The organism is Croceicoccus mobilis, from assembly GCF_001661965.1.
Classification (GTDB): domain Bacteria; phylum Pseudomonadota; class Alphaproteobacteria; order Sphingomonadales; family Sphingomonadaceae; genus Croceicoccus; species Croceicoccus mobilis.
Genome location: NZ_LYWZ01000020.1, coordinates 51,020 through 63,940, shown reverse-complemented (window position 1 = coordinate 63,940; position 12,921 = coordinate 51,020). Strand labels below are relative to the sequence as shown.

The 12,921-nt window shown below is 64.0% G+C and carries 13 protein-coding genes and 2 riboswitches; of the genes, 2 read left to right on the top strand and 11 right to left on the bottom strand.

The genetic code is table 11. The features are described from left to right. Nucleotides 1-3: 3 nt before the first annotated feature. From gcvPB to A9D13_RS21240, 9 genes are all read right to left on the bottom strand, one after another. Nucleotides 4-1,605 carry an aminomethyl-transferring glycine dehydrogenase subunit GcvPB gene (gcvPB, locus tag A9D13_RS05385; protein WP_066771159.1) on the bottom strand — a complete coding sequence of 534 codons (1,602 nt, stop codon included), beginning with the start codon at nucleotides 1,603-1,605 and terminating at the stop codon, nucleotides 4-6. Beyond that, nucleotides 1,602-2,963 (bottom strand): aminomethyl-transferring glycine dehydrogenase subunit GcvPA, encoded by a 1,362-nt coding sequence (gene gcvPA, locus A9D13_RS05380; RefSeq protein WP_066771156.1) that lies wholly within the window; start codon nucleotides 2,961-2,963, stop codon nucleotides 1,602-1,604. The genes gcvPB and gcvPA overlap by 4 nt, the downstream gene beginning before the upstream one ends. Before the next feature lie 5 nt (nucleotides 2,964-2,968). Further along, nucleotides 2,969-3,715 (bottom strand): class I SAM-dependent methyltransferase, encoded by a 747-nt coding sequence (locus tag A9D13_RS05375; RefSeq protein WP_066771153.1) that lies wholly within the window; start codon nucleotides 3,713-3,715, stop codon nucleotides 2,969-2,971. Between the two features lie 3 nt (nucleotides 3,716-3,718). Next, entirely contained in the window at nucleotides 3,719-4,090 is a 372-nt protein-coding gene (gcvH, locus tag A9D13_RS05370; RefSeq protein WP_066771150.1) for a glycine cleavage system protein GcvH, read from the bottom strand. Nucleotides 4,091-4,115: 25 nt separating this feature from the next. After that, on the bottom strand, nucleotides 4,116-5,270 hold the full coding sequence (gene gcvT, locus A9D13_RS05365) for a glycine cleavage system aminomethyltransferase GcvT (protein WP_082922134.1): 1,155 nt from the start codon (nucleotides 5,268-5,270) through the stop codon (nucleotides 4,116-4,118). 48 nt (nucleotides 5,271-5,318) lie between these two features. Then, nucleotides 5,319-5,442: riboswitch (glycine riboswitch) on the bottom strand. A 1-nt stretch (nucleotide 5,443) separates the two neighbouring features. After that, nucleotides 5,444-5,551: riboswitch (glycine riboswitch) on the bottom strand. 77 nt (nucleotides 5,552-5,628) lie between these two features. Next, the gene (locus A9D13_RS05360) at nucleotides 5,629-6,378 is read right to left on the bottom strand and encodes an NAD(P)H-binding protein (RefSeq protein ID WP_066771147.1); all 750 of its coding nucleotides are present in this window, start codon (nucleotides 6,376-6,378) and stop codon (nucleotides 5,629-5,631) included. A 15-nt stretch (nucleotides 6,379-6,393) separates the two neighbouring features. Beyond that, nucleotides 6,394-7,617 carry a deoxyguanosinetriphosphate triphosphohydrolase gene (locus A9D13_RS05355; protein WP_066771144.1) on the bottom strand — a complete coding sequence of 408 codons (1,224 nt, stop codon included), beginning with the start codon at nucleotides 7,615-7,617 and terminating at the stop codon, nucleotides 6,394-6,396. A 114-nt stretch (nucleotides 7,618-7,731) separates the two neighbouring features. Then, nucleotides 7,732-8,454, bottom strand: coding sequence for an aspartate/glutamate racemase family protein (locus A9D13_RS05350; protein WP_066771141.1), 723 nt, complete (start codon nucleotides 8,452-8,454; stop codon nucleotides 7,732-7,734). Between the two features lie 204 nt (nucleotides 8,455-8,658). After that, on the bottom strand, nucleotides 8,659-8,781 hold the full coding sequence (locus A9D13_RS21240) for a hypothetical protein (RefSeq protein ID WP_268235813.1): 123 nt from the start codon (nucleotides 8,779-8,781) through the stop codon (nucleotides 8,659-8,661). Between the two features lie 314 nt (nucleotides 8,782-9,095). Between A9D13_RS21240 and A9D13_RS05345 the strand changes: the two genes are divergently transcribed. Together A9D13_RS05345 and A9D13_RS05340 are read left to right on the top strand one after the other, a co-directional pair. Further along, nucleotides 9,096-10,508, top strand: a complete 1,413-nt coding sequence (locus A9D13_RS05345) for a sigma-54-dependent transcriptional regulator (protein ID WP_066771138.1) — start codon at nucleotides 9,096-9,098, stop codon at nucleotides 10,506-10,508. 18 nt (nucleotides 10,509-10,526) lie between these two features. Further along, complete coding sequence (locus A9D13_RS05340) at nucleotides 10,527-11,249, top strand: SDR family NAD(P)-dependent oxidoreductase (protein ID WP_066771136.1); 723 nt, start codon at nucleotides 10,527-10,529, stop codon at nucleotides 11,247-11,249. Here A9D13_RS05340 and A9D13_RS05335 read toward each other — a convergent pair. After that, nucleotides 11,174-11,800, bottom strand: coding sequence for a DUF1643 domain-containing protein (locus tag A9D13_RS05335; RefSeq protein ID WP_066771134.1), 627 nt, complete (start codon nucleotides 11,798-11,800; stop codon nucleotides 11,174-11,176). The genes A9D13_RS05340 and A9D13_RS05335 overlap by 76 nt on opposite strands. Then, complete coding sequence (gene folP, locus A9D13_RS05330; protein ID WP_066771132.1) at nucleotides 11,797-12,918, bottom strand: dihydropteroate synthase; 1,122 nt, start codon at nucleotides 12,916-12,918, stop codon at nucleotides 11,797-11,799. Before folP ends, A9D13_RS05335 begins: the two co-directional genes overlap by 4 nt. Between the last annotated feature and the right edge of the window lie 3 nt (nucleotides 12,919-12,921).

The following is a 12,921-nucleotide window of genomic DNA, read 5'->3' as shown; positions in this document are numbered from 1 at the left end:
GGATCAGCTTCCGCCAATCTCGCTCAATGAAGGTTCGCCCGGCTGTCCCGGAGCTGCCTTCCACGTCAGCACGGGCTTACGCGCGGCGCGCGCCTCGTCCATGCGGCGACGCGGCGCATAGCGGGGGGCGGATTTCAGCGTCTCGTCTCCGGCCTTGGCCCGCTCGGCCAGCGAACGCATCGAACCGATGAAACGGTCGAGGCCGATCTTGCTCTCGGTCTCGGTCGGTTCGATCAGCATCGCGCCATGGACGACCAGCGGGAAATAGACCGTCATCGGGTGGAAACCCTCGTCGATCAGGCCCTTGGCGATGTCCAGCGTGGTCATGCCATCGGGCAGGTTGTCGTCGCTGAACAAAGCTTCGTGCATGCACGGGCCAGCGTCGGCGTAGGGCGCGTCCAGCACGTCCTCAAGGCTGCGCAGCACATAGTTCGCGTTCAGCACCGCATCTTCCGCCACCTGCCGCAGGCCGTCGGCACCGTGCGAGAGAATATAGGCAAGCGCGCGGGTGAACATGCCCATCTGCCCGTGGAATGCGGCCATGCGGCCAAAGCTTTCGGGCGCATGGGTCTTGGCCGAACGCTCCTCGACCATGCGCAGGCGGCCCTTGTCGTCGCGGCGCAGGAAGGGGATCGGGGCGAACGGGGCAAGCGCCGCCGACAGCACCACCGGCCCGCTACCCGGACCGCCGCCGCCATGCGGGGTGGAGAAGGTCTTGTGCAGGTTGATATGCATCGCATCGATGCCAAGGTCGCCGGGACGCACCTTGCCCACGATGGCGTTGAAGTTCGCGCCGTCGCAATAGACGAGCCCGCCCGCGGCATGCACCGCGTCGGAGATTGCCTTCATGTCGCGTTCGAACAATCCGCAGGTGTTCGGATTGGTGATCATCACACCCGCGACATCGGGGCCGAGCCGTTCTTTCAGCTTCGCAAGATCGACGCGCCCGTCCTTGGTCGCGGGGATATTCTCCACCTTGTAACCGGCAAAGGCGGCAGTCGCAGGGTTGGTGCCATGCGCGCTTTCGGGGACGAGGACGACTTCCCGCGCATCGCCGCGCGCTTCCAGCGCAGCGCGCATCGCAAGGATACCGCACAATTCGCCATGCGCGCCCGCCTTGGGGCTCATCGCGACAGCGCTCATATTGGTGAGCTTCATCAGCCAGTCGGCAAGCTGCTCGATCACCGCGAAGGCGCCCTGCACCGTGTCCATCGGCTGCAGCGGATGGATGTCGGCAAAACCGGGCAGCCGCGCAACCGCTTCGTTGAGGCGCGGGTTGTGCTTCATCGTGCACGAACCCAGCGGGAAGGGCCCGAGATCGATGGCATAGTTCTGGCGCGACAGGCGGGTATAGTGACGCACCGTCTCCGGCTCCGCCAGCGCGGGCAGCTCCACGTCTTTCTTGCGGACGAATTTCGCGATCTCGGGCGAAGGTTCGCCGGGATCGTAATCGAAATCGACACCGCACTTTCCTTTGCCGCGAAGTTCGAAGATCAGGGGCTCTTCCAGCGCCAGCGCGTAATCGCCGCTTGCGGTGGCAGGCGCTTCGCCATCCGATGCCGGTCCCATTTCGGGCTTCCAGCCGCTCTTGTTCGGGGCGTTCATGCCAGTTCCTCCTCAAGCGCATCGGCGAAGAGGCCGATATCCTCGTCACTTACGGTTTCGGTCACGCAGACCAGCAGGCCTTCGCCCATTTCGTCATGGTCGGGGAACAGGCGGCCCATCGAAACGCCGCCCAGGATGCCGCGTTTGGTCAGGCGGAAAGCGATCTCTCGCGCATCATGGCCGGGCAGGCGCAGGGTGAACTCATTGAAGAAGCCGCCTGTGTTGACCAGCTCGACACCCTTGATCGCGCCCAGCCGCTTGGCCGCATGGGCCGCGCGGGCGTGGTTGATCGCGGCAAGCTTGCCCAGCCCTTCACCGCCCAGCAGCGTCATGTGGATCGAGAACGCCAGCGCACAAAGCCCCGAGTTGGTGCAGATGTTGCTGGTGGCCTTTTCGCGGCGGATATGCTGTTCGCGGGTGGAAAGCGTCAGGACGAAGCCGCGCTTGCCATCGGCATCGACCGTCTCACCGCACAGGCGGCCCGGCATCTGGCGGGTATATTTCTCTCGCGCGCCGAACAGGCCCAGATAAGGCCCGCCGAAATTCAGGCCGACACCCAGCGACTGCCCCTCACCCACGACGACATCGCTGCCCAGCGATCCGGGGCTTTCAAGAAGACCCAGCGCAACCGGCTCGGTCACGACGGTGATCAGCAGCGCGCCCTTCTCATGCGCAGCGTCGGCGATTTTCTGCAGGTCGGGAATGCGGCCCAGAATATCGGGATATTGCACCACCACGGCAGAGGTCGTCTCGTCGATCTCGGCGATGACCGCGTCCTCACCTGCATCGGCGGACAGCACCGGCGTGACCGGCACCAGCGTATCGCCGGTAAAGCGCGCCATGGTCTGCGAGGTGGCGAGATAATGCGGATGGATCGCGCCAATGACGGCACGGCTCTTTTTGGTGATGCGGCCCGCCATCGCGATCGCTTCCCAGCACGCGGTCGAACCGTCATACATGGAGGCATTGGCGATGTCGGTCCCGAACATGCGGGCAACCTGCGTCTGGAACTCGAACAAGACCTGCAGTGTGCCCTGCGCGATTTCCGGCTGATAGGGCGTATAGGCGGTCAGGAACTCGCCGCGCTGGATGATGTGATCGACCGTCGCCGGGACATGGTGGCGATAGGCGCCCGCGCCCAGAAAGAACGGCGCATCGGCGGCAGACAGGTTCTGCGCGGCCAGCCGTTTCATGTGGCGTTCGACCGCCATCTCGCTGGCGTGCAGCGGCAGGCCGGCGATCGGGGTCTTTTGCAAGGCCTCTGCCGGGACATCGGCGAACAGCGCATCGATGTCGCTGGCGCCGATCTTTTCCAGCATGGCGCTGCGATCGGTTTCGGTAAGGGGTAGATAGCGCATCGTGTTCAAATGTCCTTATGGGCAAGGAAGCGCAGGCGTACGTAATCGGCGGTCCAGTTTCCCGCCGGATCACAGAGTTGCGGACGAAGAAGCTCGGTCGCTTCCTCGATCATGGTGTCGGCGTCGGGGCCGGTGAAGAAGCCGTGGCGGAAGGTTTTCAGCCATGCACCCATGCCATCGGGCAAGGGCGTGGGGCGCGGGATCAGCGCGATGGAATCGATGCGGAACCCGGCAGCCTCAAGCTCGGCGCTGGCGCGCGCCACCGTGGGATAGTTCTGCCGGTCGGGCGCATCCAGACCGCGGCGCTGGGCCACGGCGCGGATCGCGGTGCGCATGGCGGCGATATTGCCGAAACCGCCGCATTCCAGCGCAAAGCGCCCGCCGGGTTTCAAGGCCCGGTAAACGCCTGCATAGACCGCAGGATGATCCGCCATCCAGTGCAGCGCGGCATTCGAAAACACCGCGTCGAATTCGCTGTCGAAGTTCAGCGCCTGCGCATCGCCCCGCACCACGTGCAGGCCGCGCGCGCTCGCCTGTTCCAGCAGCCCCGCATCGGGGTCCAGCCCCATTACATTCGCGCCAGCTGCCACCAGTTTTTCAGTCAGCACGCCATCGCCGCAGCCAAGGTCGAGCACGCGCTCTCCCGCCTGCGGGCCCAGCAGTTCAAGCACCGGCTCGCCCAGCGCGGGCACGAAGCCCGCGTGGCGGCCATAGCTTTCCGCATCCCAGATCTGAGTGGCAGCTTCGGTCACGGATCAAAGGCTCTCGACGAATTCCTTGTAGGCAGCCTCGTCCATGAAGCTTTCCAGTTCGGATGCGTCCGACAGGGCGATCTTGAAGAGCCAGCCATCGGTTTCGGCGCTGGAGTTCACCAGTTCCGGTTCGTCTTCCAGCTTGGGGTTCACTTCGGTCACTTCGCCCGAAACGGGGGTGTAGACGTCGGAAGCGGCCTTGACCGAATCGACGACCGAGACGCTGTCGCCTTTCTTCACGGTGCTGCCCGCATCGGGCAATTCGACAAAGGTGATGTCGCCCAGCTGTTCCTGCGCGTGATCGGTAATGCCAACGGTGCCGGTCGTTCCTTCAACGGAAATCCACTCGTGCTCCTCGGTGTAATAAATGGTCATTGCGGCAATAACTCCGTGAGAAAATTCAGGCTTTGGGTTTGCGGTAATAGCGGTGCGGGACGAAGGGCATGTCGGTGACGGTCGCCTCGATCTGTTTACCGCGCATTTCGACGATAAGCTTCGTGCCCGAAAGGGCATGCCCCGCCTCGACATAGCCCATGGCAATGGGCTGGCCGACGCTGGGTGCGAAACCGCCGCTGGTCACGGTGCCGACCTGTGCGTTCCCGGCAAAGATCGGCGCGCCTTCGCGCACGGCCATGCGGCCCGTGATCAACATTCCCACACGCTTGGCGCTGGGACCATGTTCGCGCAGGGCGAGGATCTTTTCCGCCCCCGGAAATCCGCCTTCCTCGCGCCGACGCTTGGAAATGGCGAAGCCGAGATCGGCGGTGACCGGATCGGTCTTTTCATCGAGGTCATGGCCATAAAGCGGCAAGCCCGCCTCCAGCCGGAGCGAATCGCGCGCGCCCAGCCCGATCGGTTTTACCTGATCGAGCGCGCACAGCGCCTCGGCCAGCGCCTCGACGCTTTCTTCCGGTACCGAGAGTTCGAAACCGTCTTCGCCGGTATAGCCTGAGCGGCCGATGCCGATCTCCACGCCGTTCCAGCTAGTGCTGGTCGCCTGCATGAAAGACAGCTGCTCGGCCACGCCCGGCAGCACCTGTTCCAGCGCCTCGGCAGCTTTCGGCCCCTGCAGCGCCAGCAGGGCGCGGTCGTCGAGATGGGTCAGGGTGATCGCATCGGGTAGAAATTCGCGCAGATGACCGATATCGTCCCACTTCACCGCGCCATTGACGACGATGTAATAGGTCGGCTCCTCGCCTTCGACCGTGACATTGGTCACCATCAGATCGTCGAGGATGCCGCCATCGTCGTTCAGCAGCAGCGAATAGCGGATGCGCCCCGGCTTCAGCGCCGAGATGTCGCCCGGCAGCAAGGCCTCCAGCGCCTCGGCTGTGCCTTCGCCCGAAACGATCAGCTGGCCCATGTGCGACACGTCGAACAGGCCCGCATTGGTGCGCGTCCATTCGTGTTCGACAATGATGCCTTCGTACTGGATCGGCATTTCATAGCCCGCAAAAGGCACCATGCGGGCACCTGCGGCGCGATGCCAGGCGTCGAGCGGCAGCTTGTGGGGGCCTTCGTCGATGGCTTCTTCTTCGATTACAGGTTCACTCAAAATCAGGCTCCGTCACAGTAAAGGCCAGCGCGGGCCCGATGGCACGCGCAAGCCCCCTCTGTCGCGGAAACCTGAGAGCTTCCCCCGAGAACCGCGTGAGGGCGCGGTGCGAGGATACCCCTTCGGTGGCCTGCGGGACAAACCCGCCACGGCTCTTTCCAGAGCATCGCTATCGACCCGGCACGGTCCCTGGTGCCTGAGAGTTTCCGGGGCGGTTGCTCCTTCGGCGGCTGGCTCATTCGCTGGGTGGCGAATCACCAACGCTCTCCCGCACGGGTCAGCGATATGCCGAAAAGCCTGTTCGACGGCCCGCCCAAAGTCAATTGCCGCAATGCACAATTGATGCCGGTTGGTGAAATTAATCCCCCGCGTCCAACCTGCCGCTGGCCAGGTGCCGCTTGGCATTGGCGCGCAGCAGCACGCCGCGAATGGCTTCGTTATCATGGACATAGCGCCCATCGGCCCGCGCTTCGGTCAGCGCGTAGATGGCATCTGCGACAAGGCCTGCGGGTATGGAACGATATTGCTTCAAGGAACCGCCCATGAACAGATCGGTAAGCGGAGAGGCCATGATCGCCAGCCTTTCCTTTGTCCGGCGGTCATTCCCGCGCTTGCCGCGCAGCAGGCCGGGGCGAAGCATGTCGACGCGGGCAAAGGCGAGTTTTTTCACCGATTGCTCCATCTCGCCCTTGGTCCGCAGATAGAAGTTTTTCGAAAACCGATCCGCCGCGGCGGAGGACACGCCAATGAACTGCGGCACGCGCGCTTCGCTGGCGGCCGTCGCGCAGGCGACGACAAGATCGTGATCGACCGCGTGAAACGCCTCCTGGCTCTGGCCTGCCTTGCGCCAGGTCGTGCCGAGCGCGCTTACCAGCACATCGGGCGAAAGCTGGCCGATCACCTCACCCCAGCTGGCCGGATCGGCGAGGATCATCTCCATGCGCGCGCCATCGGGCAGCGGCACTTCGCGACGGGAAATGGCGGTCAGGCGGATTTCGGGATGATCCGCGGTGCGTTTCATCACCTCGGTCCCGATCAGGCCGGTAGCGCCGACCAGCACCATGTGCAGGCTGCCGCGCCTTGCGCCATAGTTTCCCGTCTGCGTCATCGGCGCACCCTTACCTCAGACATGGCTCAATTCCTCGGGCGCCTCGCCATAGATCTTCGCATGGGCGCGGATGGCGTATTGGTCGGTCATGCCGGCGATGAAATCGGCGATATGGCGCGCACGCGCAGGCTGGCTTTCGGGCAGCGCCTTTTGCCAGTCGCCGGGCAGCAGCGTCGGGTCACCCGCATAGGCTTCGTACAGCCCGCCCACCAGCACATCGGCCAGTTCCGCCGTGCGCTTTTGCGCGGGATGGTAATAGAGCTTTTCATACATGAAGCTCTTCAGCCGCCGCTCCGCCTCGGCAACGCCGATGGAAAAACCGGCCAGCTGATGCCCGGCCTCGCGGACATGGGCGGCGGTCTCAACCCCCGCACCGGCGATGCGGCCTTTCGTTTCAGCAATCACGTCGGTGACCATCCAGCCGATCTGCGAACGGATCAGTTCGCGCTGCAGCCTTTCCCGCGCGACACCGGGGAACTTCGCCTCGATCGCGCGCCACTGGCGGTCGATGAAATCGATCGAAAGCAGCTGGTCGAGTTCGAGAAAACCGGCGCGCAGCCCGTCTTCGATATCGTGATTGTCATAGGCGATGTCGTCGGCCAGCCCGGCCACCTGCGCTTCAAGGCTGGAATGCGCCTGCAGATCCAGCGGGAAGGCATTGTCCAGCTCTTCCAGCGCCCATGGCAGTTTCCTGCCTGCGGGAATCGGGCCATTATGCTTGGCCAGCCCCTCCAGCGTTTCCCACGACAGGTTCATCCCCTCATGCGTGCAATAGGGGCTTTCCAGCCGCATCAGCACGCGCAGCGTATGGGCGTTGTGGTCGAAACCGCCATGATCCTTGAGCGCCCGCTTCAAGGCACGTTCGCCCGCATGGCCAAAGGGTGCGTGGCCGATGTCATGGGCAAGGCACAAAGCCTCGGTCAGATCCTCGTCCAGCCCCAATGCGCGGGCGATGACCCGGCCGACCTGCGCAACCTCAAGGCTGTGGGTCAGGCGCGTGCGGTAATGATCGCCGTATGGTGCGACAAAGACCTGCGCCTTATGCTTCAAACGGCGGAAGGCAATCGAGTGGATGATCCGGTCACGATCACGCTGATAGGCGCTGCGCGGACCGCGCACGCCTCCTTCGACCTCACCGAATTCGCGGCCACGGGTGACGGCGGGATCGGCTGCATAGGATGCATGGCCTTCACGGCCCTGCGTCGGCGGATTTGACGGCGTTGCGAGAATTTCTTCCATTACAGCCACCGATGGCAGATCGCGCGCGTGAGAAAAACCGGATCAAAGCGCGAACTTGCGGCCAATCCTCAGGGAAATGCGTTCGATATGGCTTTGGGCGGTGTTGCCTCGGCCTCAATCCTGCGTGATCGGGGTCGCGGGCGTGTCGTCGCCGATGATCCATTCGGCAGCCGCGGCGGCGTGGATATGCCCTGAATCGAAGATAGGCAGGATGTTGGCATCGGTGTCGATGAGCAGGTCCAGCTCGGTGCAGGCCATGACCACGGCCTCCGCACCCTGCTTTTCCAGATTGGTGATCATGGTCTTCAACGCCCGCTCGCTATCGCGGCGGACCTTCCCGTGCATCAGCTCGTCATAGATGATGGTGTCGAGCTGCTCGACCACTTCCATGTTCGGCGGCAGCAGTTCGATATCCTGCGTCACCAGCCGCTCACGATAGAAATCTTCCATCATGACATTGCGCGTGCCCAGGATCGCGGCGCGCTTCACGCCCTTTGCGGTCATGCGCCGCGCGACGCAGTCGGCGATGTGGATGACAGGGATCGAAACCTCTGCCGTCACCTTGTCATAGACCGCGTGCATCGAATTGGCCGCGATCACCAGCGCGCCCGCGCCTGCCGCTTCCAGCCGCCTGGCCGAATCGATCAGGATTTCGGCGGCGTGATCCCATTCCGGCTTGCCGATGGTGCGGTACAGCGTCGAAAAGTCGATGCTCTCCATCACCAGCGGCGCGCTGGCGGTGGGGTTCACCCGCCGCTGCACGATGGTGTTGATGTCTTCGTAGTAGACCCGGGTCGAGACCCAGCTCATGCCTCCGATAAGGCCGAGTTTTCGCAATGCCAGGAAATCCCTCACAACAGCCCTGATGGCCCGGTCCGTAACATCCGATGCCTAACGCATTGCAGATGCGAAACGCAACGAGGCGAGCGGACCGAATGGCCCCTCGCCTGCGAGTTTTCCCCGTAATGGGTTAATATGAAGAGAACGGCGCGGCAGCTCGCCGCGGCGCAGCAGAGCTTGCCGCGCTCTCTTCAGCGCCGATCAAGCGATGATCAACACCACGATAGCGGTCAGGATGGCCACGCCGATCGTGCCCCATTTGAACCAGCTGACGAAGCTCGAATAGGTTTCGCGCGCTTTGTTGATCGTGTCCGGCTTTTCCATCTCTCAGCCCTTGTCCCTGTAGCCTGATGCGTGCCCCCCGGGCATTCGCGTCCTTTTGGTCACCCGCTCTCTAGTGCGACCCATCGCCCCAGACAAGCGGCTTGCCGCAATCGGTCGGGCATGGATGCCATCGTCGATGCCTGTGAAAGCGCGGCCACGGCAAAAAAATAAATAGGTGAAACTCCGTATTTACCCTTCAATCCGGCCTTTCTCGCCGCAATTGCAAACAGGATAAATGCATTGTTCACGATATCGGGTTATGTGTGTCTCTTCAGGGGGGACGGCGTTCTGCCGCACCCTAAACGGGGCAAACGATGGTTGAAGACGAACCTCGCCTGATGCTGCTGGTCGCAGAAGACGCTACCCAGATCAGGCAGATCAACGCCTTGGCCGGCCGTTCTGGCTGGCGCACCCGCATTGTCGCCGATGGCGAATCGGCGCTTGCGATGCTGGCCGACACCGCTGCGGAAAAGCCGCAGGCGCTCATGCTCGACAGCTGGGTGGCTGGCGATGATTCGTGCCGCCTGATCGGGCGTGTGCGCGCCGCTGCGCCCGAAATGCCAATCCTGTTCATCACCGGCAGCGCCTCCCCGCTCCTGGCGGTAGAGGCGATGCGCGCCGGCGCGACCGATTACCTGATCAAACCGATCGCATCCGAACGGCTGATCTATGCCTTGGAAAGCAGCGTCGAACACGCGCTCGCTTCCGACGAACTGGCCCCGCTGACCGAGAAGATCGAGACGCAGCTCGATTTCGACATGATGATCGGGTCCGCGCCCACCTTCCGCACCGCCCTTGCCCGCGCGGCCAAGGGCGCGCGCGGCCATTCGCCGCTGCTGGTGGCGGGCGAACCGGGCACGGGCAAGGAATTGCTCGCCCGCGCGATCCATTCGGCCAGCCCGCGTTCGCGTGGGCCGCTGATCATCTTTCACACCACCGGCATGGCCCCCGCCGCGATCGAATCGGCGCTTTATGGCCATGAACGCGGCGCCTTTCCCGGCGCTTTCGAAAAACGCACCGGCGTCTTGCAGGAGGCCGATGGCGGCACGCTGCTGATCGACGATCTCGAACGCCTGCCCCCTGCGCTTCAGCACCGGCTGGCCGATACGATCATGACCGGCATCGTAAAGCCGCTGGGCGCATCGCACAGCTTCCGCGTCGACGTGCGCATCCTTGCCACGGCTGGAACCGATGCCATGACCCTGTCGAAACAGGGCATTCTCGAACCGATCCTGGCAGAGGCGTTCAACGGCAATTCGATCACCCTGCCGCCGCTGCGCGAGCGGCAGATCGACATCGCCCCGCTGACGCGCCATTTCCTGAAACTGATCGGCGAACAGCCGGGCCTTCGCCATCTGGGCGTAACCGACGATGCGCTTGCCTTGCTGGAAGGCTATGCCTGGCCGGGCAATCTGCGCCAACTTCAGGCGGTGCTGTTCCGCGCCGTCGTCTTCTGCGACCGCGACGCGCTGACCGAACAGGATTTTCCGCAGCTCGCCAATATCGTGGGCGAAATCGGCCCGCGCGCGGCGGATGTGGCGGGCGGCGTGACGCTTTATGGCCCCGACGGACATCTGCGTTCGCTTGAGGAGATCGAGGCGGACGTCATCCGCCTTGCCATTGGCCATTATCGCGGACGGATGAGCGAGGTCGCGCGGCGTCTGGGCATCGGACGTTCCACGCTTTACCGCAAGCTTGCGGATCTGGGCATCGACAACGCCGCCTGATCGGGGCACACCCCGGTCATGGGGGATTTCGACTTTACCGGAAAAAGCGCGCTTGTCACCGGCGCGGCATCGGGCATCGGTGCTGCCTGCGCGCGGGCGCTGGCGGCGCGCGGGGCGGCGCATCTGCTATTGGTCGACCGCGATGCGGCGGCGCTGGAGGCAATGGACCTCGCTTGCGATACGACACTTGTATCGGGCGATGTGTCCGACCCCGAACTTTGGTCCGACCTCTCAGCCACGATTGACCTTGCCGTGATCAATGCGGGCGTGGCCGGTGGCCCCAGCCCGATTGCGACAGGCGATTTCGCCGAATGGCGGCGCATCATGGGCGTGAACCTCGATGGCGCGTTCCTGTCCCTGTCCTTCGCCATGCGTTCGATGACAGGCGGCGGCGTAGCGGTCATCACCAGCTCTCTCTCGGCATTGCGCCCCTATCCCGGCACGGCAGCCTATGGCGCGAGCAAGGCGGCATTGATCCAGTTGATGAAGATCGCGGCGGCAGAGGGTGCGGAGGCGGGCATTCGCGTCAATGCCATCGCCCCCGGCCCGGTCGATACCGCCATGTGGGGCGATGACGCCGCCCGCGCCGAGATGATGGCAGGCGTTGCGGCGGGCACTCCGCTGAACCGAGTAGCGAGTGCGGAGGAGATCGCGGGATCGGTCCTCTACCTGCTTTCGGACATGGCGGCCAATGCCACCGGCACGGTGCTGGTGTCTGACGGCGGCTCGCTGATCGGCTGAAGCGGCCAGCCCTGCATGGGCGTGCCCTTTTTCAGATAGAGCGGATGGCGCGGATGCCCCTCCTTCGTCACACCAAGGCACATGAGCGCATACCCGCTCTCTTGTGCAAGCCGCGCCACCTGATCGGCCCGCCCGCGATGCGCCCCATGCACGCCCCATGCGGCAATCGTGCGCGGGGCGATTTCCAGCGCCAGCCGGGTCGCCTCGTCATTGCGTCCGCCGACAGGGCCGCGACGTTTCTTCAGCTTCAGCGGATCCGTCTCACGCAGGGCAAACAGGTTCCAGACCAGCAGCGAGGCACCCTCTTCCAACGCCCGCGAATGGCAGCGCGCGATGGTGGGATCGTTGTGCAGGTGATCCGCTTTTGACGGATTGAGCATGGCGATGCCCAGCAATTCGCACCCCGGCCCTGCGTCGCGCCACAGCAGATAGCGATAGCGCCCGCAGCGACTGAAAACCGCGCCATGGCCGCCGGCCCTGTCATGCCGGAAATCCAGCTTGGCAGCGGTGGCCCACCTGGCAATGCGCTCTATGGCGAGCGCCGCGTTCATGACGCCAGCTGGGAGAAATCCGTGAGCGCGGCATCGCGCATTCCGCGCCACACATGCATGGCCTGCACCGTTTCGGCAGCATCATGCGCGCGGATCATCTGCGCGCCCGCGTCCATCGCCTTCACCGCGACCGCCAGCGAACCGCCCATGCGCTTGTCCGCCGGAGCCTCGTTCGATAGCGCCCCGATGAACCGCTTGCGGCTGGCGGCGAACAATATTGGCTGACCCAGCGCATGCAGCAGCGGCAGGTTCTCGATCAGCGCGAGGTTTTCGGCCACGGTCTTGCCGAAACCAATGCCGGGATCGAGGATGATCTTTTCGCGCGCGATCCCTGCCGCCAGCGCCGCATCGCGACGCTCGCGCAGATGGTCGAACACGTCGAACACCACATTGTCATAACTCGCATCGGCGTGGAGATCCTCGCCCTTCCCCGGCGCATGCATCAAAATCACCGCCGCGCCCGCATTCGCGACGATTTCGGCGCTGCGCGGATCGTGCCGCAGGGCGGACACGTCGTTGATGATGGTCGCGCCCGCCGCCAGCACTTCGGACATGGTCGTGCCATTGCGCGTATCGACCGACACCGCCGCACCGCCGCGCGCGAGGCGTTCGACCACGGGCACGACACGTGCGATTTCGTCGCCTTCCCATACGGGCTTCGCGCCGGGGCGCGTGCTTTCGCCGCCCACGTCGATGATCGCCGCGCCAGCTTCCAGCATGTCGACGCCGTGGCCGACCGCGGTTTCGACATCCGTATTACTGCCGCCGTCCGAAAAGCTGTCGGGCGTGACATTCAGAATGCCCATCACCTGCGGCTGGTCGAGGCGGATCGTCCTCTGCCCGAGATCCAGCGGAATATGCGCCTTGCGGAGATTGGAATATTGCTCCTCGCCATCGGCGGCGAGATCGTCGGGCAGCGATGCCAACACGCTGGCGATTTGCGACGGGCGGATAATCTCTCGCTTCGTCACGCGTGCGCCCGACCGGATGATCAGCGCGATATGGCTGACATAGCACATAGTGCCCGCCAGCCGGATCACGTCAGGCGGGTCACCGCCGTCATCAAAGCTTTGCGGAGAGGGCGCGAAACCCAGCGGCTGGAGATAGAGCTTGCTCATGCG

What these genes read in the sequence shown, in the direction of transcription:
- gcvPB (WP_066771159.1), bottom strand. Translation starts at nt 1,605, where the DNA reads ATGAACGCCCCGAACAAGAGCGGCTGGAAGCCCGAAATGGGACCGGCA.
- gcvPA (WP_066771156.1), bottom strand. Translation starts at nt 2,963, where the DNA reads ATGCGCTATCTACCCCTTACCGAAACCGATCGCAGCGCCATGCTGGAA.
- gcvH (WP_066771150.1), bottom strand. Translation starts at nt 4,090, where the DNA reads ATGACCATTTATTACACCGAGGAGCACGAGTGGATTTCCGTTGAAGGA.
- A9D13_RS05360 (WP_066771147.1), bottom strand. Translation starts at nt 6,378, where the DNA reads ATGACGCAGACGGGAAACTATGGCGCAAGGCGCGGCAGCCTGCACATG.
- A9D13_RS05355 (WP_066771144.1), bottom strand. Translation starts at nt 7,617, where the DNA reads ATGGAAGAAATTCTCGCAACGCCGTCAAATCCGCCGACGCAGGGCCGT.
- A9D13_RS21240 (WP_268235813.1), bottom strand. Translation starts at nt 8,781, where the DNA reads ATGGAAAAGCCGGACACGATCAACAAAGCGCGCGAAACCTATTCGAGC.
- A9D13_RS05345 (WP_066771138.1), top strand. Translation starts at nt 9,096, where the DNA reads ATGGTTGAAGACGAACCTCGCCTGATGCTGCTGGTCGCAGAAGACGCT.
- A9D13_RS05340 (WP_066771136.1), top strand. Translation starts at nt 10,527, where the DNA reads ATGGGGGATTTCGACTTTACCGGAAAAAGCGCGCTTGTCACCGGCGCG.
- A9D13_RS05335 (WP_066771134.1), bottom strand. Translation starts at nt 11,800, where the DNA reads ATGAACGCGGCGCTCGCCATAGAGCGCATTGCCAGGTGGGCCACCGCT.
- folP (WP_066771132.1), bottom strand. Translation starts at nt 12,918, where the DNA reads ATGAGCAAGCTCTATCTCCAGCCGCTGGGTTTCGCGCCCTCTCCGCAA.